Annotated in this window: 23 protein-coding genes; 10 read left to right on the top strand and 13 right to left on the bottom strand. The window is 65.4% G+C overall.

Translation table 11 applies throughout. The features are described from left to right. Positions 1-68 precede the first annotated feature (68 nt). A complete protein-coding gene (locus AC1DRP_RS04625; protein ID WP_069877662.1) occupies positions 69-1,031 on the bottom strand; it encodes an enoyl-CoA hydratase-related protein in 963 nt (320 codons plus the stop codon). Positions 1,032-1,769: 738 nt separating this feature from the next. Here AC1DRP_RS04625 and murA point away from each other — a divergent pair. The 7 genes from murA (at position 1,770) to AC1DRP_RS04590 (ending at position 7,773) form a co-directional block, all read left to right on the top strand. After that, positions 1,770-3,059 (top strand): UDP-N-acetylglucosamine 1-carboxyvinyltransferase, encoded by a 1,290-nt coding sequence (gene murA / locus AC1DRP_RS04620; protein WP_441490136.1) that lies wholly within the window; start codon positions 1,770-1,772, stop codon positions 3,057-3,059. Between the two features lie 31 nt (positions 3,060-3,090). Continuing rightward, positions 3,091-3,537 (top strand): DUF2948 family protein, encoded by a 447-nt coding sequence (locus AC1DRP_RS04615; RefSeq protein WP_069877660.1) that lies wholly within the window; start codon positions 3,091-3,093, stop codon positions 3,535-3,537. A gap of 27 nt (positions 3,538-3,564) precedes the next feature. Next, a complete protein-coding gene (gene hisD, locus AC1DRP_RS04610; protein WP_441506028.1) occupies positions 3,565-4,857 on the top strand; it encodes a histidinol dehydrogenase in 1,293 nt (430 codons plus the stop codon). A 29-nt stretch (positions 4,858-4,886) separates the two neighbouring features. Next, positions 4,887-5,360 carry a UPF0262 family protein gene (locus AC1DRP_RS04605; protein ID WP_441506029.1) on the top strand — a complete coding sequence of 158 codons (474 nt, stop codon included), beginning with the start codon at positions 4,887-4,889 and terminating at the stop codon, positions 5,358-5,360. 47 nt (positions 5,361-5,407) lie between these two features. Then, entirely contained in the window at positions 5,408-5,812 is a 405-nt protein-coding gene (locus AC1DRP_RS04600; RefSeq protein WP_441490133.1) for an arsenate reductase/protein-tyrosine-phosphatase family protein, read from the top strand. Between the two features lie 66 nt (positions 5,813-5,878). Continuing rightward, on the top strand, positions 5,879-6,319 hold the full coding sequence (locus AC1DRP_RS04595) for a hypothetical protein (RefSeq protein ID WP_441506030.1): 441 nt from the start codon (positions 5,879-5,881) through the stop codon (positions 6,317-6,319). Next, on the top strand, positions 6,316-7,773 hold the full coding sequence (locus tag AC1DRP_RS04590; protein WP_476767886.1) for a methyl-accepting chemotaxis protein: 1,458 nt from the start codon (positions 6,316-6,318) through the stop codon (positions 7,771-7,773). The genes AC1DRP_RS04595 and AC1DRP_RS04590 overlap by 4 nt, the downstream gene beginning before the upstream one ends. Before the next feature lie 15 nt (positions 7,774-7,788). Here the strand turns inward: AC1DRP_RS04590 and AC1DRP_RS04585 are convergent, their stop codons facing one another. From AC1DRP_RS04585 to AC1DRP_RS04555, 7 genes are all read right to left on the bottom strand, one after another. Further along, positions 7,789-9,006, bottom strand: coding sequence for a phosphopentomutase (locus AC1DRP_RS04585; protein WP_441506032.1), 1,218 nt, complete (start codon positions 9,004-9,006; stop codon positions 7,789-7,791). A 1-nt stretch (position 9,007) separates the two neighbouring features. Beyond that, a complete protein-coding gene (locus AC1DRP_RS04580) occupies positions 9,008-10,636 on the bottom strand; it encodes an ABC transporter ATP-binding protein (RefSeq protein WP_476767885.1) in 1,629 nt (542 codons plus the stop codon). Then, positions 10,633-11,781, bottom strand: coding sequence for an ABC transporter permease (locus AC1DRP_RS04575; RefSeq protein ID WP_476767890.1), 1,149 nt, complete (start codon positions 11,779-11,781; stop codon positions 10,633-10,635). The genes AC1DRP_RS04580 and AC1DRP_RS04575 overlap by 4 nt, the downstream gene beginning before the upstream one ends. 22 nt (positions 11,782-11,803) lie before the next feature. Beyond that, entirely contained in the window at positions 11,804-12,895 is a 1,092-nt protein-coding gene (locus AC1DRP_RS04570) for a microcin C ABC transporter permease YejB (protein ID WP_476767884.1), read from the bottom strand. A 4-nt stretch (positions 12,896-12,899) separates the two neighbouring features. After that, complete coding sequence (locus tag AC1DRP_RS04565; RefSeq protein ID WP_441506035.1) at positions 12,900-13,301, bottom strand: DUF4260 domain-containing protein; 402 nt, start codon at positions 13,299-13,301, stop codon at positions 12,900-12,902. 2 nt (positions 13,302-13,303) lie between these two features. Continuing rightward, a complete protein-coding gene (locus tag AC1DRP_RS04560) occupies positions 13,304-15,163 on the bottom strand; it encodes an extracellular solute-binding protein (RefSeq protein WP_441506036.1) in 1,860 nt (619 codons plus the stop codon). Positions 15,164-15,341: 178 nt separating this feature from the next. Then, entirely contained in the window at positions 15,342-15,884 is a 543-nt protein-coding gene (locus tag AC1DRP_RS04555; RefSeq protein ID WP_441490124.1) for a c-type cytochrome, read from the bottom strand. 198 nt (positions 15,885-16,082) lie between these two features. Here AC1DRP_RS04555 and AC1DRP_RS04550 point away from each other — a divergent pair, with 198 nt between their 5' ends. Together AC1DRP_RS04550 and AC1DRP_RS04545 are read left to right on the top strand one after the other, a co-directional pair. Then, complete coding sequence (locus AC1DRP_RS04550; protein ID WP_069877650.1) at positions 16,083-16,826, top strand: 3-deoxy-manno-octulosonate cytidylyltransferase; 744 nt, start codon at positions 16,083-16,085, stop codon at positions 16,824-16,826. A 3-nt stretch (positions 16,827-16,829) separates the two neighbouring features. Further along, a complete protein-coding gene (locus AC1DRP_RS04545) occupies positions 16,830-17,684 on the top strand; it encodes a prephenate dehydratase (RefSeq protein ID WP_476767883.1) in 855 nt (284 codons plus the stop codon). A gap of 50 nt (positions 17,685-17,734) precedes the next feature. On the opposite strand, the gene nudC is transcribed toward AC1DRP_RS04545, so the two are convergent. From nudC to AC1DRP_RS04525, 4 genes are all read right to left on the bottom strand, one after another. Then, positions 17,735-18,691, bottom strand: coding sequence for an NAD(+) diphosphatase (nudC, locus tag AC1DRP_RS04540; protein ID WP_441506038.1), 957 nt, complete (start codon positions 18,689-18,691; stop codon positions 17,735-17,737). 190 nt (positions 18,692-18,881) lie between these two features. Next, positions 18,882-19,769 carry a 3-hydroxyisobutyrate dehydrogenase gene (mmsB, locus tag AC1DRP_RS04535; RefSeq protein ID WP_476767882.1) on the bottom strand — a complete coding sequence of 296 codons (888 nt, stop codon included), beginning with the start codon at positions 19,767-19,769 and terminating at the stop codon, positions 18,882-18,884. A gap of 59 nt (positions 19,770-19,828) precedes the next feature. After that, positions 19,829-20,977, bottom strand: coding sequence for an isobutyryl-CoA dehydrogenase (locus AC1DRP_RS04530; RefSeq protein ID WP_441506040.1), 1,149 nt, complete (start codon positions 20,975-20,977; stop codon positions 19,829-19,831). Between the two features lie 25 nt (positions 20,978-21,002). Then, positions 21,003-22,499 (bottom strand): CoA-acylating methylmalonate-semialdehyde dehydrogenase, encoded by a 1,497-nt coding sequence (locus AC1DRP_RS04525; protein WP_441479655.1) that lies wholly within the window; start codon positions 22,497-22,499, stop codon positions 21,003-21,005. Positions 22,500-22,623: 124 nt separating this feature from the next. On the opposite strand from AC1DRP_RS04525, the gene AC1DRP_RS04520 reads away from it, so the two are divergent. Continuing rightward, entirely contained in the window at positions 22,624-23,550 is a 927-nt protein-coding gene (locus AC1DRP_RS04520; protein ID WP_441490118.1) for a LysR family transcriptional regulator, read from the top strand. 3 nt (positions 23,551-23,553) lie between these two features. On the opposite strand, the gene AC1DRP_RS04515 is transcribed toward AC1DRP_RS04520, so the two are convergent. Then, positions 23,554-25,296, bottom strand: coding sequence for an ABC transporter permease (locus AC1DRP_RS04515; RefSeq protein WP_476767881.1), 1,743 nt, complete (start codon positions 25,294-25,296; stop codon positions 23,554-23,556). Between the last annotated feature and the right edge of the window lie 4 nt (positions 25,297-25,300).

Here is a 25,300-nt window from a genome sequence, read left to right as displayed (position 1 = left end):
GAACAGGTAAATGTTTCGTGAGGGGGGCTGCAACCGCCTTGCGTCTCCGCGAAGGCGCCTTTGCAGGATCAGAGGGCCGCTGCGCTGGACAGGACCGGGCTCGCCGGCCGCTGGTAGACGCGGGTCAGCATACGGTCCTGCGTCTGCGCGATGCGCTGCAGCTTCGAGATGGCGCTCGGGTTGAGGCGCAGCATGCAATCCGTCCAGATATCGCCAAGATGCTCCAGTTCCTCGCGCAGGTCGCCGGCCCGACGATTGAACGCGGAGAACAGCGCGGTCTTGGCCGCGTGCACCGGCAGGGAGTCGCTGGCATATTTGCGGATCCAGTCTTCGCCGGTGCCGGTCGGCACGACCGCTTCCAGTGCACCGGCCGCCATGAATTCGGCGGCGCTCATCTCCTCGCCGGAGAGCAGCAGGCGCTCCGCTGCACGCGAGCCCATGCGGCGTGACAACACCGCCACTGCCGTGATCGGGAAGTGGTTGAACTTGATCTCGGGGTAGACGAACGAGGCCTGCTCCTCGGCGATCATGACATTGCAGGAGCGCGGCGCATCGATGCCGCCACCGATCGCCTTGGCGTGAATGGTCGAGAGCGTGATCACCAGGCCGTTGAGACCGCTGGCGTTCCAGACCGCGCCCTCGATCGAGAGGCGCGCATATTCCGCCAGGGCGGCGCGGTCATTCTTGGCGAGGCAGTCGAGATAGAAATCGAGATCGCCGCCGAGGGTGAAGAAGGGGCCGGTCCCGCGGAAGGCGAGGAAGCGCACCGGTGCGCCGTGATACTGATCCGGCGCTCCCCAGAGAGCATAGATCGCCTTCTGGATCTTGCCGAGGCTGTCAAGCAGCTGGAGCGTGAAGACCGGCTTCAGCTCCGGCTTGATCGTCACCCACAGCGTCTTGATCTCGGCCTCGTAGGCCAACTGCACCTCGGGCAGGAAACCCGCCTTGTGCCGCAACGCGTCGATGACCTCGCAACATTCCAGAGCGACGGCGGGCACCGAATGGGTCTGTGAAGCGAAGGCCTGGAACATGCCGCAAATCCCGTCAGGTCAGACAATTTGGAACGCCTCCGCAGGGTAGAAGAAGTTAATGAACTGTAAACGATAACCGGCAGAAATGGTTAATTTCATTAAACTTTGTCGTCTAAGTTGTACTGCTGGAGAGCCTGTCTCAATGCGATGTCGCTGGCCTTTGAGGCGGCGCGCCGAGCCGGCAAGGCAAGCCGTGTGCCGCTGGGGAAGAGCGCACGAAACGCGCGGCGCAGGCGAATGCCGGCCGAGCGCAAGAGACGGAAAATGCAGGCGGTTTCAGCGTGCAGCCGAGCGGCGGCCGCGGCGGCTGGAGGTCCTGAGGGCTAGCTGCAAACGCGAACCCCAAAGGGTCGGCGCCTCGCTGCGGCACAGTTTCGTCTCAGCTTGGCGAGCGAGGGACCGCTGATTGACGTGCCGCCGCTTTGGAAACTTGTCCAACGGGCGTTGCAGAGCTAACCATGCGCCGCGATTTCGCCGCGATCCCAGCGTTGAACCGCGTAAGCCGAGTTTGATCCCTTGAGTCGCCAACCAACCGCAGACGACGAAAAGAGGGCGCGCCTTGCCGCAGCCCTGCGCGAGAACCTGAAGCGCCGCAAGGCGCAGGCGCGCGCTCGTCGGGCGGATGAAGCGGAGCGGGAAGACGAAGCCTTGCCTGCCCAGGCCGAGACTCCCCGGTCCTGATCCCGCCCTCAATCGCGCCGCGCGGCCGATAGCCGCGACCTCCAGCAGGACATCCAGATGGACCGTATCCGCATTACCGGTGGCCAGCGCCTCAATGGCACGATCCCGATCTCGGGCGCGAAGAATGCCGCGTTGCCGCTGATGATCGCGAGCCTCCTCACGGATGAGACGCTGACTCTGGTCAATGTCCCGCGACTGTCGGACGTGACTGCGCTGTCGCGCATCCTCTCGAACCACGGCGTCGACCGTTCCATCGCTGGCAAGCGCATCGGTCAGTCGGCGGAGACGGGCCAGACCATCGCGCTGACCGCACGCCAGATCGTCGACACCTGCGCGCCGTATGAACTGGTCTCGACCATGCGCGCGAGCTTCTGGGTCATTGCTCCGATCCTGGCCCGGATGGGCGAAGCGAAGGTCTCCCTGCCCGGCGGCTGTGCGATCGGTACGCGGCCGGTCGACCTCCTGCTGATGGCGCTGGAACGGCTCGGCGCGGAAATCAGCATCGAGAATGGCTATGCGCTGGCGCGCGCGCCGAAGGGCTTGAAGGGCGCCGAGATCGTCTTCCCGAAGGTGACGGTCGGGGGCACCCATACGGCCCTGATGGCTGCGGTTCTCGCAGACGGCACGACAGTGATCGAGAACGCGGCGCGTGAGCCCGAGGTCACGGACCTCGCCGCGTGCCTTATCAAGATGGGCGCCAAGATCGAGGGCGCCGGCACCTCGCAGATCGTGGTCAAGGGGGTCTCGCGGCTCGGGGGCGCGCACCATGCTGTCCTGCCGGACCGGATCGAGACCGGCACCTATGCGATGGCTGTCGCGATGACCGGAGGCGACGTGCTGCTCGAAGGCGCGCGGGCCGATCTGCTGCAATCGGCGCTCGATATCCTGGTCAAGGCTGGCGTCGATATCAGCGAGACCAATGAAGGCATCCGCGTGCGCCGCAACGGCGGGGCACTGGAGGCCGTCGATGTGGACACCGACCCGTTCCCGGGCTTCCCGACCGATCTGCAGGCGCAGTTCATGGCGCTGATGACGCGGGCCAAGGGCACCTCGCGCATTCGCGAGACGATCTTCGAGAACCGCTTCATGCACGTCCAGGAACTCGTCCGCCTCGGCGCGAAGATCCGGCTGGATGGTGACGTCGCCTATGTCGAGGGTGTCGGCAAGCTCACCGGTGCGCCGGTCATGGCAACCGATCTGCGTGCATCGGTCTCGCTCGTCATTGGTGGCCTCGCGGCCGAGGGCGACACGATGATCAACCGGGTCTACCATCTCGATCGCGGTTTCGAGGCGCTGGAAGCCAAGCTGACGCGCTGTGGCGCAGAGGTCGAGCGGATCAGCGGTTGACGCCGAACCGTCCGCTCGCCAGAACAGGTCGATGTCGGACGATACCGCAGACCCACTGAAGCTGATCGCGCTCGACGCGGAGGATCTCGCGATCATCTCCGCACATTTGCAGGATGCTGTCCTGCGCGTCGGCGATGTCGCCTATCTGCCAGCGCAGAAGCGCTTCGCGCTGGCCGCGCGACGCTTCGACTGGGAAGGCGTGCCGCATGGCCAGAAGCGCAGGCGCCTTGCCGCCCTGCATTTCGAACGAGTCGTTCACGCCAAGAGCACGAAGGTTGACCCGACGGCGACAGGAGCCGTTCTCAATCTCCTCGCCATCACCTTCACCGAGTCCGAGGCGCCGGCGGGAGAGGTCACGCTGCATTTCTCGGATGGTGCCGCTATCCGCCTGGGCGTCGAGTGCATCGAGGCCCAGATGAAGGACCTGGGCCCGGTCTGGGAGGCAGTCGCCAAGCCCGATCACCCGAATGGCGCCTGACCTCTTCTTTCAGCTTCAGGATTTGCGATGCCGATCAGGCTCGATCAACGAGACGCAGGCTTCGAGCAGGCCTTTGCCGCGCTGCTGACGACCAAGCGCGAGGTGTCCGAGGACGTCGACCGCGTTGCCGCCGACATCATTGCCGATGTTCGCGCCAAGGGGGATGAGGCCGTCATCGCCTGCACCTCCCGTTTCGATAAGCTCGATCTGACCCCTTCGACCCTTCGGGTCAGTGAAGCCGAGATCGATGCGGCCGTCGCGGCCTGCTCCGCCGATCTGCTGGCCGCGCTGGAAACCGCGCGTGCCCGCATCGAGGCCTATCACCTGCGCCTGAAGCCACAGGATTCCTGGACACGCGATGCGCTCGGCGTCGAGAGCGGGTGGCGCTGGAGCGCGATCGAGACGGTCGGGCTCTACGTTCCCGGCGGTACCGCGAGCTATCCCTCGTCCGTGCTGATGAACGCGGTGCCGGCCAGGGTTGCCGGCGTCGAGCGCATCGTCATGGTGGCGCCGACCCCGCGCGGGGAGACGAACCCGCTGGTCCTGGCTGCGGCGCGGCTTGCCGGCGTCCACGAGGTCTACCGGATTGGCGGTGCCCAGGCGGTAGCGGCATTGGCCTATGGAACGCAGTCGATCGCGCCGGTGGCCAAGATCGTCGGACCGGGCAACGCCTATGTGGCAGCCGCCAAGCGCCGCGTCTTCGGACAGGTCGGTATCGACATGATCGCCGGCCCCTCCGAGGTTCTGGTGATTGCGGATTCAAGTGCAAATCCGGATTGGGTCGCGGCCGATCTGCTGGCGCAGGCGGAGCATGACGAATCCGCCCAGTCGATCCTGCTCACCAATGATGCAGCGCTCGCAGCCGAGGTCGAGAAGGCGGTGATCAGCCAGTTGGCAGTGCTCCCGCGCGCTGCGATCGCCGGCAAGAGCTGGCAGGATTTCGGCGCCATCCTGCTGGTCGAAGACCTGGAGCGCGCACTCCCGCTGGTCGACCGGCTGGCGCCCGAGCATCTCGAGATCGTCACCGCAGATCCCGACGGCCTGGCAAGGAAGGTTCGCAATGCCGGCGCGATCTTCCTGGGCGGACATACACCGGAGGCGATCGGCGACTATGTCGGCGGTCCCAACCATGTTCTGCCGACCGCCCGCTCCGCCCGTTTCTCCTCGGGGCTCGGTGTCGCCGATTTCATGAAGCGAACCTCGTTGCTGAAATGCGGCGTCGATGGGCTTCGCGCCTTGGCGCCGGCCGCGACGCAACTGGCCGAGGCCGAGGGCTTGCAGGCGCATGGCCGATCCGTGACGATCAGGCTCAATCTCTGAGTCCCGCGCGCCCTGTGTCCGGAGGCTGCATGTCGGAAAGCCAATGCCTGGTCGGTGTGACTTTTGACGAAGCCTCGCTGGGGCGTGGCAGTCCGGATCAGGAACACGAGCGCGCGGTTGCGGTCTATGACCTCGTTGAGCGCAACCATTTCGCGTTGCCTGGGCATGATGGCGGCCCCTATCTCGCCCATCTCGCGCTGGTCGAGCGACGCCTCGTATTCGAGATCAAGGGGGCCGACGGAGCGCCGGTCGTCACGCATCATCTCTCGCTGACGCCGCTGCGGCGTATCATCAAGGACTATGGGCTGGTCTGCGAGAGCTATTACGCCGCCATCCGGGCGTCGACGCCTGCGCAGATCGAGGCGATCGACATGGGCCGGCGCGGGCTGCATGACGAGGCGGCCCACATGCTGGTCGAGCGCCTGGCGAGCAAGGTCGAGATCGACCACGACACGGCGCGTCGCCTGTTCACCTTGATCTATGCCTTGCATTGGAAGGGCTAGGCTCGGTGGAGGGAGCGCCGCCGCGCAAGATCCACAGCGTGCTCTTCATGTGCGCGTATAACGCGGTGCGTTCCCCGATGGCGGAAGCCATGGCGAAGCACTTCTTCGGCAAATCGATCTATGTCCAGTCGGCCGGAGCGAGGAAGGGCGACGTCGATAAGTTCGCGCTGGCCGTGCTCGACGAGATCGGCATCGACGCTCATCGCCACAGGCCAAAATCGATTGAGGATCTCGAGGAGTGGGAGGGGTTGAACTTCGACCTCATCATCTCCCTCTCACCGGAGGCGCATCACAAGGCCCTTGAGTTGACCAGAACGCTCGCCGCTGATGTCGAGTACTGGCCGACGCCGGATCCGACCATCGTCCAGGGCTCGCGTGAGCAGGTGCTCGACGCCTATCGCGACGTACGGGATGGCTTGATGCGGCGGATCAAGCAGCGCCTGCGGGCCTGACGTTACGCCTGGACACGCACGGCCCCACCTGCGCCACGCGTACTTTTAAGTGAAACTTTACGAGTGGTGAGCGACTTCGTCCGGCCCGATATGGCCTGCCGGATAGCGCGGAGAAACCGAGTTCCCATGACGTCCGGATTCCTGAACGAGATTCCGGCCGATCAGGGCCGGGGCGTGTTGTTGCGGGATGCGCTCATCATTGTCATTGCGCTCGTGGCGGTCAGCCTGGCGGCAGCGCTCAGCCTGCCCCGGGGCTCGGATGAAGCAGCGCCATCGCGCGCAATTGTCTTTTCGCCATGGACCTCTGAGCGGGACGCGCTAGCGATGACGATGGCGGCGGGGCATCGCGTCCTGCGCAGCGGGATCGCTCACTTCATCGTCATTACGGCGCCTTCCGTGGACCCGGGCGTCAAACAGGCGAAACCGAAGGGGGCCTTGCTGATGCTGGCGCTTTCGGGGCTGGCCGGGTGCCTTGACGCCCGTTCGTCGGCGGATGCTTCGTCATGATCTGGACCCTGACCGGAGTTCGCGTCGTCGTGGCCCGCTTCCTGCTCGGGCTCGCCTTCCTTCATGTTCCGCTATTGGCGCTGAGCGTCTGGTTCCACGGTGGCGAGGTGCTGCTTGCTGCCTCCTTCGCCTTCGTTCTCGCCGCTGGTGCCCTGCTGCTCTATGCCCGCTTCGGCGTGGCGATCGTCACGCAGCTGGTGATAGCGATAGTGCTGATCGGCCAGGTTTCGATGCTGGTCTACAGCTTCGCCGGCCATCCCTGGCAGCCTGACACGCACATGTATTATTTCGCGGTCCTCGCGCTGTTGGCGGGGTTTTGCGACTGGCGCCCGATCGTGATGGGGGCTGGCCTGACCGCACTTCACCATCTGGCGCTGCAGTACCTGCTTCCGTCAGCCGTGTTCTACCAGGGCGGCAATATCTGGCGCGTGCTCCTGCATGCCGTGATTGTGGTGATCGAGACCGCGTTCCTGGCGGCGCTTGCCATGATCCTTGGGCGGATGTTCGCCATGAACCGCGACAGCCTGCGTCATGCCAATGCGATCGCCGAGCGCGAACGCGCGGCCGGAGAGCGGGAGAGGCACCTCGCCGACGAGCTCGGCCGCCGCAGCGAGACTCTGCGCGAAACCGTTCTGAATTTCCGCCGGCAGATGGAGCAGGCCATGGCGGTTCTAGACCGTGCGGCCGAGGCCATGCAGGGCGAGTCGCGGGCCTTGACCGGCACCTCCGATCAGGCGCGTCACCAGATGGGGCATGTCTCGGAGGCTGCCGAGGCGACGACGCGCAGCATCGACCAGCTTGCGGTTGCCAGCGGGCAACTCGCAGCTTCGATCGGCGAGATCGGCCAGAATGTGTCGCACTCGGCCGACGGCTCCAAGAGCGCAGCCGAGCTTGCCCGGCGCGCCAGCGCGGAAATCGAGGATCTCGCCCGCAGCAGCGAGAATGTCGGTGCGGTCGTCGAGATCATCCGCGGCATCGCAGCGCAAACCAGCATGCTGGCTCTCAACGCCACCATCGAGGCGGCCCGGGCCGGTGAGATGGGACGAGGCTTCGCCGTCGTCGCGAGCGAGGTGAAGACGCTCTCGGCCCAGACCGCCCGTGCAACGGACGAGGTCTCCGGTCAGATCAGCGCGATGCAGGTCGCGTCGCAGCGCTCGTTGAAGGCGATCCGCGATATCGTGACGGCGATGTCCGAGGTCGAGCGTGTGGCGGAGGCGATCGCCGTCTCCGTCCACGAGCAGGACCGGGCGACCATGGAAATCGCCCGGCAGGTCCAGCTCTCCTTCGAGKGAGCAAGGCGCAGTGCCGGCGCGGTCGGCAATTTCGAGACGATGACCGTTCGCACCCATGATGCCGCTGCGCAGTTGCAGGACGCTGCCGATGCGCTGGCGAAGCAGGCGCACAGCATCCGTCAGGAGGTCGCGGCGTTCTGCGGCCGCGTCGCGGCGGCCTGATCGGGCGAGGCTCGGTTACCAGGCCTGGCCGGGTCCGATCTTGCCGATATCGAGCCACTGACCGAGTGTCGCGGCCACATCCGAAAAGCTCCGGCGCCCCCCGATCGCCCGTGCCGGCACCCCTGGCCCGAAGGCGAGGATCGGCACATGCTCGCGCGTGTGGTCCGTGCCCTTCCAGGTCGGGTCGTTGCCATGGTCGGCCGTGATGATGGCAAGATCGCCCGGGCCGAGCTTCGCCTCCAGCCGCGGCAGCATCGCATCGAAGGCTTCCAACGCGGCCGCATAGCCCGGCACGTCGCGGCGATGGCCGTACTCGGTATCGAAATCGACGAGGTTCACGAAGCAGAAGCCGCCATCCGGCAACCGGTCGAGYGCGGCGAGGGCGGCCTCGAACATGGCCGCATTGCCGAACGGCTTGATCTCTTCTCCGGTGGCGCGATGGGCAAAGATGTCGCCGATCTTGCCAATGGTGATGACGCTGCGGCCCAGCGTCGCGAGCCGGTCGAGGATCGTGTCGTTGGGCGGTGGAATGGCGAAGTCCTTCCGGTTCGCCGTCCGGGTGAAGCCGGTTGTCGCGGTGCCGACGAAGGGGCGCGCGATGACGCGCCCGATCCTGAGCGGATCGATCAGGACGCGTACCGTGCGGCAGAGCTCGTAGAGCCGCTCCAGCCCGAAATGCTCCTCATGTGCCGCAATCTGCAGCACGGAATCGACCGAGGTGTAGCAGATCGGCTTGCCCGTCCGGATATGCTCCTCGGCGAGTTCGTCGATGATGACGGTTCCCGAAGCGTGCTTGTTGCCGAGAATGCCCGGCAGCCTGCCGTCGCGAATGATCGCCGCGACCAGATCCTGCGGGAAGGAGTTTTCCAGCTCTGTGAAATAGCCCCATTTGAACGGAACGGGGCAGCCAGCGATCTCCCAATGACCGGAGGGAGTGTCCTTGCCCTGGCTGGTCTCGATGCCATAGCCGTACTGCCCCTGTGGCGCGATCGGCTTGCTGACGCCCGCGAGCGGGCTTCCGGTGGAAGCCTCGCAGGCATGGGCCAGGCCCAGCCGGGCGAGGTTCGGCACCTGCAATGCGCCGTGCCGCAGACCTTCGCGGTCGCCCTTGCCTGCCGCGCAGCTCTCCGCGATATGGCCCAGCGTGTCGGCGCCGGCATCGCCATAGAGATGCGCGTCCTCCGCGCCGCCGCAGCCGACGGAGTCGAGCACGATAAGGATGGCGCGGGTCATCTCAATCCTTCACCGCAGCGCTGCCGACGGGCTCGAGGTTGAGCGCGGCGGCGAGCAGGGCCTGGGTATAGGCCTCGCGCGGATGCGCAAAAATCTCCTCGGCTGGTCCTTCCTCGACGACCTTGCCGTTCTGCATCACCACAACCCGGTGCGACAACGCCCGCACCACTTTGAGGTCATGGCTGATGAAGAGATAGCCGAGCTTGCGGCGGCTCTGCAGTTCGCGCAGGAGCTCGACGATCTGCGCCTGCACCGACATGTCGAGCGCAGAGGTCGGCTCATCCAGCACCACGAATTTCGGGTCGAGGGCCATGGCGCGCGCAATCGCGATACGCTGGCGTTGTCCGCCTGAGAATTCATGCGGGTAGCGATCCATCGCTGCCGGGTCGAGGCCGACATCGCTGAGCGCCCTGGCGACGATCTCGCGGCGGGCTTCGTAGCTCAGCCCCTTGTCCTGGACGGTCAGCCCTTCTTCGACGATGCCGGCGACCGAGAGGCGCGGCGACAGCGAGCCATAGGGATCCTGGAAAACGACCTGGAGATCCTTGCGCTTCGGGCGGACGGCGGCGCTGGTCAACCCGTCGATGCGATCGCCGAGGAAGACGACAGGCCCCTCCGAGGAGATCAGCCGCAGGATGGCGAGGCCCAGCGTCGTCTTGCCTGAGCCGGACTCGCCGACGACGCCGAGCGTCTCGCCTTCCCGCACCTTGATCGAGATGCCATCGACGGCCTTCACATGGCCGGTGGTCCGGCGCAGGAAGCCGGATTTGATCGGAAACCAGATCTTCATCGGCCCGGCCTCGAGCAGCGTCGCGGCGCCTTCGGCGACCGGGGCGGGGCGACCCTTGGGCTCGGCTGCGAGCAGGCGCTGGGTATAGCTGTGCTGCGGCTTGTCGAAAATCTCGGCGACGGGCCCCTGCTCGACGATCCGGCCCTTGAGCATCACGCAGACCCGGTCGGCGATGCGCCGCACGATGCCCAGATCATGGGTGATGAACAGGATCGCCATGCCGAGGCGGTTCTGCAGATCCTTCAGCAAGGACAGGATCTGCGCCTGCACGGTGACGTCGAGCGCAGTGGTCGGCTCATCGGCAATCAGCAGGTCCGGCTCGTTGGCGAGCRCCATGGCGATCATCACGCGCTGGCGCTGACCGCCGGAAAGCTGATGAGGATAGGCGTCGAGCCGGCTCTCGGCATCGCGGATGCCGACCAGGGCCAGCAGCTCCAACGTGCGGGCGCGAGCCGCCGCGCCGCGCAAGCCCTTGTGCAGCTCGAGGATCTCGCCGATCTGCCGCGCAATGGTGTGCAGCGGGTTCAGCGAGGTCATCGGCTCCTGGAACACCATGGTGATGTCGTTGCCGCGCACCTTGCGCATCGCGTTCTCATCGGCCGCGATCAGGTCCTGTCCGTTGAACAGCACCTTGCCGGACGGGTGATGCGCGGCCGGATAGTTCAGCAGCTTCAGAATCGAGAGCGCGGAGACGGATTTGCCCGAGCCGGATTCACCGACGATCGCCAGAGTCTCGCCCTTGGAGACATGAAAGGAAATGCGGTCGACGGCGAGCGTCTCCCTGCCGCCCTGGCGGAAGGCGACGGAAAGATCCTCGACGGAAAGAAGGGGAGCGCTCACGCGAAGGTCTTCCTTGGATCGAAGGCGTCGCGCACCGCTTCGCCGATGAAGATCAGCAGCGACAGCATCAGGGCGATCACGAAAAAGCCGGACAGCCCGAGCCAGGGCGCCTGCAGATTGGCCTTGCCTTGCGCCAGCAGCTCACCGAGCGAGGGCGAGCCGGGCGGCAGGCCGAAACCGAGGAAGTCGAGCGAGGTGAGCGTCGTGATCGAGCCGTTCATGATGAAGGGCAGGAAGGTCAGCGTCGCGACCATGGCGTTCGGCAGCAGATGCTTGACCATGATCTTGGCGTTGGACAGGCCGAGCGCACGCGCCGCCCGGACATATTCGAAATTGCGGGCCCGCAGGAATTCGGCCCGGACCACGCCGACCAGCGCGACCCAGGAGAACAGCAGCAAGATGCCGAGCAGCACGAAGAAGCCGGGCGTGATCACGGCCGCTACGATGATCAGGAGATAGAGCGCGGGGATCGAGGTCCAGATCTCGATGAAGCGCTGGAAGATCAGGTCGGTCCAACCGCCGAAATAGCCCTGCACGGCGCCAGCCGCGATGCCGATCACCGAAGAGATCGTGGAAAGGATCAGGCCGAACAGGATCGAGATGCGGAACCCGTAGATCAGGCGCGCCACGACGTCGCGGCCCTGGTCGTCCGTGCCGAGCCAGTTCCATTCGAGCTCGCGGCAGGTCATGCCGCCGGTTCGCTCGGCGATCGGCCGGCACTGCTCGTCCTTCAGCATCCAGGTCGGTGGCGCAGGAGCGGGAACCGGCAGGTCGAGATTATGCGTGCGGTAGGAGTAGCGGATCGGCGGCCAGATGGCATAGCCATTGGCATCGATCTCCTTGGCGATGACCGGATCGCGATAGTCGGTGGTGGCGAGGAAGCCGCCGAATTTCTCCTCGGGATAGTTCACCACGATCGGGAACAGGAACTCGCCCTTGTAGCGCACGACGAGCGGTCGATCATTGGCGATGAACTCCGCGAAGAGCGAGAGCACGAACAGTGCCAGGAAGATCCAGAGCGACCACCAGCCCCGCCGGTTCGCCTTGAAATTGTTGAGCCGGCGCCGGTTGATCGGCGAGAGTTTGAGCCAGCCCTGGCCCGCCTCGGGCGGTGYAAGCGCCGCACTGCGAGTGCTCGGCGGCAGGTCGATCAGCGTCTCGCTCACCTCAGGCCTCCCGCGTTTCGAAATCGATCCGGGGGTCGACCCATGTGTAGGTCAGGTCGGTGATGAGATGCACGACAAGGCCGATCAGCGAGAAGATGTAGAGATTGGCGAAGACGACCGGATAGTCGCGGTTGACGATGGCCTCGAAGGAGAGGAGCCCGAGGCCGTCGAGCGAGAAAATCGTCTCGATCAGCAGCGATCCGGCGAAGAGCGCATGCACGAATGCGCCGGGAAAGCCGGCGATCACGATCAGCATGGCGTTGCGGAAGACGTGGCCGTAGAGCACGCCGCGTTCGCTGAGCCCCTTCATCCGCGCCGTCAGGACATATTGCTTGCGGATCTCGTCGAGGAAGGAATTCTTGGTCAGCAGCGTCGAGGTCGCGAAGGCGCCCAGCGCCATCGCCGTGACCGGCAGGGCAATGTGCCAGAGATAGTCGGTGGCCTTGCCTATCAAGCTGAGTTCTTGCCAATTCTCGGAATGGAGCCCGCGCAGCGGAAAGATCTGCCAGAACGAGCCGCCGGCGAAGAGCACGATCAGGAGGATCGCGAACAGGAAGCCCGGAATGGCGTAGCCGACAATGACCACGGCGCTGGTCCAGGTGTCGAAGCGCGAACCGTCCTTCACCGCCTTGCGGATGCCAAGCGGGATCGAGATCGCATAGGAGAGCAGCGTCATCCACAGCCCGAGCGAGATCGAGACCGGCAGTTTCTCCTTGATCAGCTGCATTACCGGTGCGTCGCGGAAATAGGACCGGCCGAAATCGAAGCGGATATAGTCCCAGAGCATCTTGCCGAAGCGCTCATGTGCCGGCTTGTCGAAGCCGAATTGCTTCTCCAGCTCCTTGATGAAGGCCGGATCGAGCCCCTGCGCGCCACGATAGGATGAGCTTGCATCGGCGTGCTGTGCTCCGGCATCGCCGCCGGCACTGCCGCCGACACGGTCGGAGGCGTTGCCTCCCTGGCCCTGCAATTGTGCGATCACGCGCTCCACCGGCCCGCCCGGCGCGAACTGCACGAGGACGAAGGAGATCAGCAGGATGCCGAACAATGTCGGCACCATCAGCGCGAGGCGGCGGGCGATATAGGAGAGCATCCGTTCACCCGGCCTTTCGGGAAGGACCAAGCACACCGAGATGGGTGTCGGCAAAGAGCGAGGGGTATTTCAGGCCATAGCCCAGCGCCCGGTCGAACTCGATATGCCCGGCCCAGATCAGCGCGATCACAAGGGCCGTCGGCAGGGCCAGCGAAAGGCCCGCGATTGCCAGCAAGGCCGGACCGATCAGCGAGTGAGCGGCGTTATAGATCGTGGCGCCCAGCCTCGGATTGGCGAGATAGCCGAGCATGCCGAGATCCGGGGCCAGGATCAGTGCAGCAAAGAGCCACCACGATGCGCCGGTGCCGGCAAAGAGCCAGATGCACAGCACGCCGAGCACAAGTCCTTCGAGGCGCAGGAGAACCCTGGGAGTTCCGCTGACCTGGCCTCGGGCTTCCGCTGCCATCCTCACGCCTTCCCGATCCGCTTGGCTTTCTCGGCGTCGAACCACCAGATGGCGGGGGCGCCGGACGTGTATTTCGGCTTGGATGCCGGCCGGTCGAACATGTCCCAGTAAGCCAGCCATTCATTCGGGTTCCACCACATCGGCACCCAATAGCGGCCGGCGCGCAGCAGCCGGTCCAGCGCCTTGGCCGCCACTACGACGTCCTTGTAGCTATCGGCCTGGCCGATCCGATCGATCATCGCGTCGATGGCTGAATCGCTGATGCCGGCGACGTTGCGCGAGCCGCGCGTCTTCGCGGCTTCGGAACCATAGACGATGCGCAGGGAATCGCTGGGAATCGCGCTGCCCGTCAACGCACGACTGACCACGTCGAAATCGAATTCATCGAGTCTTCGCTGGTACTGCGCGGCATCGACGATGCGCGAGGTCGCGTTGATGCCCAGGCGCTTGAGATTGGCCTGGAACGGCTGGGTATGTGGCTGGAGCGAGGCCTGGAAATCGAGGAACTCGATCTCGAAGGGCTTGCCATCGGGCAGCTTCAGCACATTGCCGTCCCGCTTGCAGCCGGCTGCGCGGAACATATCGTCCGCCTTGCGCAGCAGGGCGCGGTCGCTTCCAGAGCCGTCGCTGACCGGCGGGAGATAGACCTCGCCGAAGACTTCGTCCGGCACCTTGCCACGGAAGGGTTCGAGCAGAGCGAGCTCTTCGGGCGAGGGTGTGCCCACAGCCTTGGAATCCGAGTTCTCGAAGAACGAGGTCATGCGGGCAAAGGAGCCGAACATGATGTTCTTGTTGGTCCACTCGAAATCGAAGCAGAGCCCGATCGCCTCGCGGATGCGCGGGTCCTTGAAGGCATCGCGGCGCAGGTTGAAATACCAGCCCTGCGAGCCGGTCGGCTCGGTATTGGGCAGGGATTCCTTCTTGACCTTGCCGTCCTTGATCGCCGGGAAGTCATAGCCGGTCGCCCAGATCCGGGAGGTGAATTCCTCCTGGAAGGTAACGATGCCGCTCTTGAAGGCCTCGAAGGCGACCTGCCGGTCGCGGAAATACTCCCAGCGCGTGCGGTCGAAATTATTGACGCCGACATTCACCGGCAGGTCCTTGCCCCAGTAGTCGGGAACCCGCTCGAATTCGATGAAGCGGCCTTGTTCGAACCGCCCCACCTTGTAGGGGCCGGACCCAAGCGGTGGTTCCAGCGTCGAGGCGTCGAAGTTCCGCGTCGACCAGAATTTCGCGGAGAAGACCGGCAGGCCTGCGACGACGAGGTGCAGGTCGCGACCGCGCTTCGGCGAAAGCGTGACGATGACGATGTCGTCGCCTTCCGCCACCGACGAGACCAGCTCGTTCAGGATCAGGCGGTAGGATGGGTGTCCCTTGCTCTTCAGGATATTCATGGAGAAGGCGACATCGGAAGCGGTCACCCGGCTTCCGTCATGGAAACGCGCCTCGGGCCTGAGCCGAAAACGGTAGGTCAGCCTGTCCCCGGAGATTGCGACGCTCTTCGCCAGCAAGCCGTAGAGCGCGCCTGGCTCGTCGCCGGAGCCGGACATCAGGCTGTCGAAGCACGCATCCATGCCAGCGGCGCCATCGCCCTGCAGCACGAAGGTGTTCAGCGTGTTGAAGGTGTCGAAGTTCTGGTTGCCGCCGGCCCGCTTGATCTGCAGCGTGATCGTGCCGCCCTTCGGGGCCTTCGGGTTCACATAGGCGAAATGCGGAAAATCCGCGGGGAGCGCCAGTTCGCCGAAAGTCGAGAGGCCATGAACCTCCCCGGTCTCGGCCAGGGCCCGGCCGGGCAGGCCCGCACTTGCCAGCGCTGCTCCACCGGCTTCGAGCAGCCTGCGGCGTGTGATGCGCATCGCCATGGTGCCTCGTCCTCCTGCAACTGATTCGCTGGCCGATTATGTCGACCCGTGAGGTCGATACCAGCGCGGAGAGGAGATTCCTCGCCATGGTGAGGGCAAGAGCATGGCGGGAGCAAGCAAAAGCCGGGCTCAAGGGCCCGGCTTGCAATCATTCAGGCGCGCCGAATCGACGCAAGACTCATTTCGGAAGCGGCTTCGGCGCATCCGCGAGCGTGTTGAGATAGGCGATCACGTCGGCACGGGTATCGGGCTTGGTCAGGCCGGCGAAAGCCATCGTCGTTCCTGGCATATAGGCCTTCGGACCCTTCAGGAAGCCGTCGAGCTGCTCGGCTTCCCACTTCTCGGAGGAATGGCCTTTCATCGCGGCCGAATAGCCGAAGCCGTCGATCGACCCCTTGCTGCGACCATAGACGTCAAAGAGATGCGGGCCGACCTTGTTGGCGCCGCCCTTCTCGAAGGTGTGGCAGGCCTTGCAGGCGCCGACAGCCTTTTCGCCACGGGCCGGATCGGCCTTGGCGAGACGTTCCACGATCGGCGCGTCCGCAACTGGAGCCGCAGCGGTTGCACCGCCGGCGGCAGCTGGCTCCGGACTCGGCAGATCGAAGCCGGGCACGGCCGGCTTGTGCGGCGCGAAGACAATGCCGGCGGCCATGTTCAGGGCCATCACCACGAGCAGCGTGGACAGTCCCGCGCCGGCAATCTTGTTCAGCTCGATATTCATCGCATCGAAACCCTTGGGCCTCGCCACAGGACAGGCAAGGCATAGCAGCGCTCCGGCCGGAGCCTGGGAGCGCCGACACACGGCCGTTGCTTAACCGCTTTGCGCGCTTCATTGSAACTCGTATAAGCAYGCACCTCTTTGAGACCTTTTGACGCCTCCCGTCGCAGCCTCGCGACCTTCCCCCCAGAGCTGTTGCCGATGTCGGACCCGCTGATCCTGATTCCCGCCCGCATGCAGGCGACCCGCCTGCCCGACAAGCCTCTGGCAGACATCCTGGGCGAACCGATGATCGTGCATGTCTGGCGCCGAGCGATGGAATCGGGCGTCGGTGCCGTGGTCGTCGCCACTGACGAGCCGCGCATCGTCGCGGCCATCGAGAAGGCCGGGGGGAGAGCGGTGATGACCAGCATCCACCACCAGACCGGCTCGGATCGAATCAAGGAAGCGGCGGATATCGTCGACCCGCAGGGGCGCCACGACATCATCGTCAACGTCCAGGGAGATTTTCCCACGCTTGAGCCGAGCGCGATCGCTGCCGCGGTGAAGCCGCTTGCGGACGCGGCCGTCGACATCGCGACCCTGGCCGGGGTCATTACCGACGAGGACGAGAAGACCGCACCGAGCGTCGTCAAGCTGATCGGCAGCGAGATCAGTCCTGGCCGGATGCGCGCACTCTACTTTACCCGTGCCACCGCGCCGAGCGGCGAGGGGCCGCTCTATCACCATGTCGGCCTCTATGCGTATCGCCGCCGTGCGCTCGATCGCTTCGTCAGCCTGCCGCAATCGCCGCTCGAACTCCGCGAGAAGCTCGAGCAACTGCGTGCACTGGAAGACGGCATGCGCATCGACGTGATGGTCATCGATCACGTCCCGCGCGGCGTCGACACGCCTCCTGACCTGGATCGCGCCCGCGCGCTCCTGAAATCCCGCCTCGGAGCCTGAATCATGTCTGTCGTCGTGTCCTACCAGGGCGAGCCCGGAGCCTTCTCCTCTCAGGCCGCCCTGCAGGTCTTTCCGGATTGCGAATTGCTGCCTTGCGCAACCTTCGAGGATGCCCTGTCCGCGGTCAGCGACGGAACGGCCCGCTATGGCATGATCCCGATCGACAATTCGATCGCCRGTCGCGTTGCCGATATCCACCATCTTCTGCCGCGTTCCGGCCTGCACATCATCGGCGAGCATTTCCTGCCGATCCGCTTTCACCTGATGGCGGTGCAGGGAGCGACGCTCGCCACCCTGAAGACCGTGCAGAGCCATATCCATGCGCTCGGCCAGTGCCGCAAGATCATCAAGAAGCTTGGCCTCAAGGCCGAGGTCGCTGCCGACACCGCCGGCTCGGCCCGGCAGGTCGCGGAAGCCGGCGACGTCACCCGCGCAGCGATCGCGCCGCATATCGCCGCCGAAGTCTACGGGCTGAACATCCTGATGGAGGACATCGAGGACGAGAAGCACAACACCACGCGCTTCGTCGTGCTTTCGAAATACCCGGAATTCGCCCGCCAGGGCACGAAGAAGACCGTGACGACGCTGATGTTCCGCGTGCGCAACATCCCGGCGGCGCTGTACAAGGCGCTGGGCGGTTTTGCCACCAACGGCATCAATATGACCAAGCTCGAGAGCTACATGGTCGACGGCCATTTCTCAGCGACGATGTTCTACTGCGATGTCGAAGGGCATCCTGATGACGCGGACCTGAAGCGGGCCCTGACGGAGCTCGAGTATTTCTCCAAGGAGATGAAGATTCTCGGCGTCTACCCGGCGCACGCGTTCCGCGCGAGCCTCGCCGAGCCGGGAGAATAGGCCGATCGCAGCCGACCGGAAACCGCGTCGGCTGCAGACGCCCTCACGTGCTAGGGCGTGACGCCGTCCTCGGCCCACGCCTTCAGGATCGTGTTCGCGATCGCCATATGGGGCGGGCAGGACAGCCCGTCCGGATGCCTCCCCTCCAGCATCTGCAGCGCCTCCTCCCGCGAGAACCAGCGCCCTGCTTCGAGTTCGTTCCCGTCCAGCGTGATGTCGTCGTTCAGCGCTTCGCTGATGCAGCCGATCATCAGGGAAGACGGGAAGGGCCAGGGCTGCGAGGCGACATAGCGCACGGCGCCGGTGCGCAGCCCTGCTTCCTCGAGGGTTTCGCGGCGTACCGCATCCTCAAAGGTCTCGCCGGGCTCGAGAAAGCCGGCAATGCAGGAATACATGCCCGGCGCGAACCGGGCCTGACGGGCCAGGAAGCACTGATCGCCGCGCACCGCGAGCATGATCACGACCGGATCGGTGCGCGGGAAGTGCAGCGTGCCGCATTGCGAGCATTCGCGCCGCCAGCCGCCGCTCACCGTCGGCGAGAGCCCGCCGCAGCGGGCGCAGAAGCGATGCCGCGCATGCCAGTCGAGCAGGGCCTTGGCCTCGCCCAGCGGCCCGACCTCTTCGGCTGGGACGAGCCGCTTCAGGGCGATCGAGCGCAGGTCGCTGACCAGGAGGTCGTCACGCTCGCGCAGCGTCTCGGCGAGCTCCCGGTCGACCAGTCGGCCAAAGCAGGCGGTCCCTTGCGGGTCGAGTCCGAGGAAGACTTCCTCATGCGCCTTGCCGATAGCGTCGGCCTCGCTCTCGGCGAACCAGATCGTCAACGTCTCGGCGTCGATCCGCTTCAGGATCGGCGTCTCGCCGGAGACGATCGCGTGGCGCGTACCGGGCGAAGCCCGAAAGCCCTCGACCGCGTCGGGACGGTCACGCAGGTCGCCGCGGCGGTCGAGCGGGTTCGTGGCAAAGCCGGTCAGGGCCGAGCGTTCGCGTCGAAAGGAGACATCGTTCATGCGCACACCCGTCTGGCAGGCGGCTTAAGAACAGCCGCCGTATAGGCGGATGTGCTAGCGGCAAAGTGCCGCCTGCGCCAGAGGTGGAAGGCGCGAGGCGGGTCTGCTCCCGGCGGGTTGGTCGTGCCTTAAAGCATCGGCCCGAAAAGTGGATTGCGGTTTTCGGGAAAGCCGATGCAAGATCGGCGATCTAGCGCTCGCCGCGTCCGCGCAGCAGATGGATGATCGCAGAGAAATCGGAGCCGCCTTCACCCCAGGCATTGTGCAGGCCGAAAAGCTGGGCTGCGGCTGCGCCGAGAGGCGTCGCAGCACCGGCTGCCTGGGCGGCCTCCTGCGCGAGCTTCAGGTCCTTCAGCATCAGCGCGGAAGCGAAGCCCGGCTTGTAGTCGTTATTGGCCGGCGATGTCGGCACCGGGCCGGGAACGGGGCAGTAGGTGGTCAGCGACCAGCACTGGCCGGATGAGGTCGATGCGACGTCGAACAGGGYCTGATGCGACAAGCCGAGCTTCTCGGCCAGAACGAAGGCCTCGGAGACGCCGATCATCGAGATGCCCAGGATCATGTTGTTGCAGATCTTCGCCGCCTGGCCGTTGCCGGAGGGTCCGCAATGGACGACGCGCCGGCCCATGGCGGAGAGGATCGGGTCTCCCTTCTCGAAAGCCTCCTTCGAACCGCCGACCATGAAGGTCAGCGTCGCGCCCCTTGCGCCGCCGACACCGCCGGAAACCGGCGCATCGAGCGAGAGGCAGCCGCGTTCGGTGGCCAGCGCATGCGCCTTGCGGGCACTTTCGACATCGATCGTCGAGGAATCGATGATCAGCGTGCCAGCCTTCACCACGGGCAGGATGTCGGCCCAGACCGCGAGCACATGCTTGCCCGCCGGCAGCATGGTGACGACGACCTCGGCATTGGCGACCGCCTCCCTGGCCGAGCCCGCGATATGCACGCCGAGTTCGGCCGCAGCGTCCTGCGAGGCCTGCACCAGGTCGAAGGCGCTGACCTGATGTCCGGCCTTGACGAGATTGGCGGCCATCGGGCCGCCCATATTGCCGAGCCCGATGAAGGCGATGCTGGTCATGGTCTAACCTCGTCGTTTGAGAAACTTTTCCATGGGGCAGGGATATCCCGGCTCTGAGGCTAGTTCCCCTTTGCCCGCCCTACCAGCGAGCGCGCCACGATCATGCGCATGACCTCGTTCGTGCCTTCCAGGATCTGATGCACGCGCAGGTCCCGCACGATCTTCTCGATGCCGTAATCGGCGAGATAGCCGTAGCCGCCATGAATCTGCAGCGCCTCGTTCGCGACCGCGAAGCCGGTATCGGTGGCAACCCGCTTGGCCATGGCGCAGAGCTTGGTCGCGTCGGGTGCCTTCTGGTCGAGTGCCGAGGCTGCCCGCCACAGGAACGTCCGCGCCGCCTCGAGTTCGGTCGCCATGTCGGCAAGCTTGAACCGCAGTGCCTGGAAATCGGCGATGCGTGCGCCAAAGGCCTTGCGCTCCTGGGCGTAGGCCAGCGCCTTGTCGAGCGCGTCTTGTGCTCCACCGAGCGAGCAGGCTCCGATATTGAGCCGGCCGCCATCGAGCCCTGCCATCGCGATCTTGAAGCCGATACCCTCGGACCCGAGGCGGTTCGCCACGGGGACGCGGCAATTCTCGAAGATCACGGCGCGCGTCGGCTGCGCATTCCAGCCCATCTTCTTCTCGTTGGCCCCGAAGGACAGGCCGGGCGTGCCGTTCTCGACGACGAGCGTCGAGATGCCTGAGGGGCCGGCCTCGCCGGTGCGCACCATCACGACATAGATGTCGGAGACGCCGGCGCCGGAGATGAACTGCTTCTGGCCGTCGAGCACGTAATCATCGCCGTCGCGGACCGCCCTGGTCTTCAGCGCGGCGGCGTCCGATCCTGCACCGGGCTCCGTCAGGCAGTAACTCGCCAGATGCTCCATCGAACAGAGCTTTGGCAGCCAGGCATGGCGTTGATCCTCCGAGCCGTAGCGGTCGATCATCCAGGCGCACATGTTGTGGATCGAGATATAGGCTGCGATCGTCGGGCAGCCGGTCGCCAGCGCTTCGAAGATCAGCGTCGCGTCGAGCCGTGACAGTCCGGAGCCGCCGACATCCTCGCCAATATAGATGCCGCCCATGCCGAGCGCGGCGGCCTGGCGCATCTCCTCGACCGGGAAGTGCTTCTCCTCATCCCAGCGCAGGGCATGAGGGGCGAGGGTCTCTGAAGCGAAACCCTGCGCCATGTCGCGGATCGCGATCTGGTCTTCGGTGAGGGAGAACATGTCGCGATCCTTGTCGTCCGGGGTCTCAGCCCATCGTCGGGATGACGAAGCTTGCTCCATCCTTGACGCCGGACGGCCAACGCGAGGTCACCGTCTTGGTCTTGGTGTAGAAGCGGATCGAGTCCGGGCCGTGCTGGTTGAGATCGCCGAAGGACGAACGCTTCCAGCCACCGAAGGTGTAATAGGCCAGCGGCACCGGGATCGGCACGTTGACGCCGACCATGCCGACCTGGACGCGGGAAGCGAAGTCGCGCGCCGCATCGCCGTCGCGGGTGTAGATAGCGACGCCGTTGCCGTATTCGTGGTCGTTGGCGAGCTTGAGGCCTTCCTCATAGTCCTTGGCGCGCACGACCGAGAGCACGGGGCCGAAGATCTCTTCCTTGTAGATGCGCATGTCGGGCGTCACATGGTCGAACAGGCAGCCACCCATGTAGAAGCCGTTCTCGTAGCCCTGCATCTTGAAGCCGCGTCCATCGACGACGAGCTTGGCGCCCTCGTTGATGCCGGTCTCGACATAGCCCTTGATCTTGTCGAGCGCCTGCCTGGTGACGACCGGGCCGTAATCGGCGGAAGAGTCGGTGGAGGGGCCGATCTTCAGGCTCTCGACGCGAGGGATGAGGCGCTTCACCAGTTCATCGGCGGTGGCCTTGCCGACCGGAACCGCCACCGAGATCGCCATGCAGCGCTCGCCGGCCGAGCCGTAGCCGGCGCCGATCAGCGCGTCGACGGCCTGGTCCATGTCGGCATCCGGCATGATGATCATGTGGTTCTTGGCGCCGCCGAAGCACTGCACGCGCTTCCCGTTGGCGCAGCCACGGGCATAGATGTACTCAGCGATCGGGGTCGAGCCGACGAAGCCGACGGCCTTGATGTCGTGATCGTCGAGGATGGCGTCGACCGCTTCCTTGTCGCCATTGACGACATTGAGGATGCCGGGAGGACCGCCGGCTTCGATGAACAGCTCGGCCAGACGCATCGGCACGCCGGGATCGCGCTCGGACGGCTTCAGGATGAAGGCATTGCCGCAGGCGATGGCGGGGCCGAGCTTCCAGAGCGGGATCATTGCGGGGAAATTGAAGGGCGTGATGCCGGCGCAGACGCCGAGCGGCTGGCGCATCGAATAGATGTCGATGCCCGGGCCGGCGCCGTCGGTGAATTCACCCTTCATCAGGTTCGGGATGCCGAGCGAGAACTCGACGACCTCGACGCCGCGCTGAATGTCGCCTTTGGCGTCGGCGATGGTCTTGCCGTGCTCGCGGGCGAGCAGCTCGGCCAGCTCGTCATTGTTCTGCGCGATGAGGTCGAGGAACTTCATCAGCACTCGGGCGCGGCGCTGCGGGTTGACCGCCGCCCATTTCGGCTGCGCCGCCAGTGCGTTTTCGACAGCGGCGCGCATCTCGGCGGGAGAGGCGAGCGCGACCTTGCCGATCACGGTTCCGTCCATCGGCTGGTAGATGTCGGCCGTGCGGCCCGAGGTTCCGGCGACGTGCTTGCCACCAATGAAATGACCGACCTGACGCATCGCGCCCTCCCTACGAATGGTGTGGTGTCTTGATTGGCCTCACCCCTACCATTCTCGTTTGTGCACGGCTATAGCAACTATCAAGCGGTCGCCGTGCGCAAAAGCAAATATCAGGGAGAGCGTCTTGGAGAGGTTCGACTGGGATGATCTGCGCTTCTTTCTCGCTGTTGCCCGCTCCGGCCGGCTGACGGCTGCGGCCCGGCGTTTGGGCGCCGATCATGCCACGGTCTCACGTCGTGTCACCTCTCTGGAGGAATCGCTCAAGGCCAAGCTCTTCGAGCGCCGGCCGCAGGGCTACACCCTCACAGCCCATGGCGAGCGATTGCTGGCCAAGGCCGAGAGCATGGAAACCGAGGCGCTCGCGATCCAGAGCGATATCGGCGGCGCCGACATGGCGCTGGCCGGCACTGTGCGGATCGGCGCGCCGGACGGTTTCGGGACCTGTTTCCTGGCGCCGCGCCTGGCCGGCCTCGCCAAGGCCTATCCCGGGCTCGAGCTGCAGCTCATCGCCATGCCGAGGCTGCTGTCGCTGTCCAAGCGGGAGGCCGATGTCGCGATCACGCTGGCGCCGCCCAAGGAGGGCAAGGTCGTCGCGCGCAAGCTCTGCGATTACCGGCTCGGCCTCTATGCGACGCGCGAGTATCTCGACAGCATGCCGGTGGTCGCGAAGCCCGACGACCTCTTCGAACATCGGATCGTCGGCTATATCGACGACCTGATCTTCACGCCGGAGCTCGACTATCTCGACGAGGTCGCCAAAGGCCTACGGGCGCAGGTGCAGAGCTCGAATGTGCTGGCCCAGATGAATGCGGTGGTTGCCGGCGCCGGTATCGGCGTCATCCATCATTTCATGGCGGCGACAGAGCCGCGCCTGGTGCCCGTCCTGCCGCATAAGGTGTCGATCACGCGCTCGTTCTGGTTGCTGGTCCATGCCGATCTCAAGGATGTCGCCCGCGTGCGCGCCATCGTCGATTTCATTGTTCGCGAGGCGAAGGCGGCGCGCTCGCTGATGATGGGCGAGCCCAGGATCGAGACGCAGGCGGCGGAGTGATGCTCAGATCCGCCAGGGCAGGACATTCTCCGGCAGGCGCTTGGCGCAAAGGTCGAGCAGCAGCATCACGCAAAGGATCACCGCCGAGGCGCTGATCGCGACCGCTGCCGCCTCGCCGGCGAGCCCGGCTTCCTTCAGGYTGAACAGAACGACGCCCAGCGTCTCGGTTCCCGAGGACCAGAGCAGGGCCGAGACGGTGAGCTCGTTGAAGGCCACGAGGAACACCATCAGCGCACTGACCGTCGCAGCCGGGGCGAGGATCGGCGCCACGATGAAACGCAGCATCTGCCAGAGCGTGACACCATCGAGTTTCGCCGCCTCTTCGTGATGCGCCTCGATCTGCGCCATTGCCGCGATCGGGGCCTTCAGCGCCAGCGGCAGGAAGCGCGCCAGATAGGCGAAGAGGATGATGAATGGTGTCGCATAGATGCTGACGCCGATCAGCGGCAGCGGCTTCAGGAACATCAGGATGCAGGCGATGGCGAGCACCACGCCGGGCAAGGCGTAGGGCAGCTCGATGACGAGTTCGACGACACGCCTCGCCTTGCCCATTCGCCGCTCCAGCGCATAGGCGAAGGCGATCGAGGCCAGCGCAAGGATCACCGCTGCGGTGCCGGCGAACAGGAAGGAATTGCGGAAGGCGCGCGCTGTCACGTCCTGGCGCAGCAGCACCTCGGTGAACTTGTCGAAGGTCAGGCTCTGCCAGGAGAGCGCGACGCCGAGCGCTGGCGTCAGTGCCTCGCTGAGCAAGGCAAGGAAGGGCAGGCCGAGCTTGAGGGCGATCAGGAGCCAGAGGCCGGCCGTGACGAAGGGGCGGGCGCTGCCGAGGGGCCAGAAGGGCTGCAAGGGGCGCTCGATTTCGACCTTGCCGCCGCGGCGCGTCGCAAGGATGCTTGCGAGAATGCCGAGGCCGGCGACCAGCGCGACGAGCAACGACAGCGCCGCGGCATCCGGCAGCCCCGCCGGTCCAAAGCTCGAAAGCCGCCGGTAGATCAGGGTTGGCAGGGTGAGATAGTTCATCGGCAGTCCGAGCAGTGCAGGAATGCCGAAATTGCCGATGCCGGCGACGAAGGCGATCAACCCGGCTGCGACGATCTGCGGGCGCAGCACCGGCAGCAGGATGCGGGTGATGATCGTCGGTGGCGCCGCACCTTCGAGCTGCGCCGCCTCGACCAGGGAATGCGGGATGCTGCGCAGCCCGCTCCAGAGCGTGATCGCGACCAGCGGCGCATGATGCAGCGCCATGACCAGGATGATCCCGCCGCGGCCCAGCAGGGGATTGGGGGTTCCCGGCGCCGGTGTCAGGCCGAGCGCGCCAAGAATGGGAGAGTGGGGGGCGGTCAGGCTGAGGAAGGCGAGCGCCGCCACCTGCGGCGCGATCATCATCGAGAAGACGAAGGCGAAGGCCAGCGGACGCTTGCCGCGTAGATCGGTCACTGCGAGCAGGATCGCGACGGCGCCGCCAATCGCGAAGGCGCCGAGCGCAGAGAGACCGGCGGTCTCGATGCTGTGCAAGGTCGCGGTGAGGGCGGCCCGGCTGCCGATTTCGGCGAGGGCTGCATCCGGCATGAACCGGCCGCCGGGCGCGAAAGCGGCGAGCAGGAGGCGCAGGAAGGGAAGGCCACCGAAGACCAGGACGCARAGCGCCACCAGCACGGGCAGCCCGAGCCCTGAAGGCAGGTGCAACCCCGGCAGGAGCCGAGGTTGCCCGATATGCGGCCGGTCGGAGCGGGCGACGAGGGTCATGCTG

This window comes from Allobosea sp. 01N443, assembly GCF_056399325.1.
This window is presented reverse-complemented; position numbering and strand designations above follow the sequence as displayed.

What these genes read in the sequence shown, in the direction of transcription:
- AC1DRP_RS04625 (WP_069877662.1), bottom strand. Translation starts at nt 1,031, where the DNA reads ATGTTCCAGGCCTTCGCTTCACAGACCCATTCGGTGCCCGCCGTCGCT.
- murA (WP_441490136.1), top strand. Translation starts at nt 1,770, where the DNA reads ATGGACCGTATCCGCATTACCGGTGGCCAGCGCCTCAATGGCACGATC.
- AC1DRP_RS04615 (WP_069877660.1), top strand. Translation starts at nt 3,091, where the DNA reads ATGTCGGACGATACCGCAGACCCACTGAAGCTGATCGCGCTCGACGCG.
- hisD (WP_441506028.1), top strand. Translation starts at nt 3,565, where the DNA reads ATGCCGATCAGGCTCGATCAACGAGACGCAGGCTTCGAGCAGGCCTTT.
- AC1DRP_RS04605 (WP_441506029.1), top strand. Translation starts at nt 4,887, where the DNA reads ATGTCGGAAAGCCAATGCCTGGTCGGTGTGACTTTTGACGAAGCCTCG.
- AC1DRP_RS04600 (WP_441490133.1), top strand. Translation starts at nt 5,408, where the DNA reads ATGTGCGCGTATAACGCGGTGCGTTCCCCGATGGCGGAAGCCATGGCG.
- AC1DRP_RS04570 (WP_476767884.1), bottom strand. Translation starts at nt 12,895, where the DNA reads ATGCTCTCCTATATCGCCCGCCGCCTCGCGCTGATGGTGCCGACATTG.
- AC1DRP_RS04565 (WP_441506035.1), bottom strand. Translation starts at nt 13,301, where the DNA reads ATGGCAGCGGAAGCCCGAGGCCAGGTCAGCGGAACTCCCAGGGTTCTC.
- AC1DRP_RS04560 (WP_441506036.1), bottom strand. Translation starts at nt 15,163, where the DNA reads ATGGCGATGCGCATCACACGCCGCAGGCTGCTCGAAGCCGGTGGAGCA.
- AC1DRP_RS04555 (WP_441490124.1), bottom strand. Translation starts at nt 15,884, where the DNA reads ATGAATATCGAGCTGAACAAGATTGCCGGCGCGGGACTGTCCACGCTG.
- AC1DRP_RS04550 (WP_069877650.1), top strand. Translation starts at nt 16,083, where the DNA reads ATGTCGGACCCGCTGATCCTGATTCCCGCCCGCATGCAGGCGACCCGC.
- nudC (WP_441506038.1), bottom strand. Translation starts at nt 18,691, where the DNA reads ATGAACGATGTCTCCTTTCGACGCGAACGCTCGGCCCTGACCGGCTTT.
- AC1DRP_RS04530 (WP_441506040.1), bottom strand. Translation starts at nt 20,977, where the DNA reads ATGTTCTCCCTCACCGAAGACCAGATCGCGATCCGCGACATGGCGCAG.
- AC1DRP_RS04525 (WP_441479655.1), bottom strand. Translation starts at nt 22,499, where the DNA reads ATGCGTCAGGTCGGTCATTTCATTGGTGGCAAGCACGTCGCCGGAACC.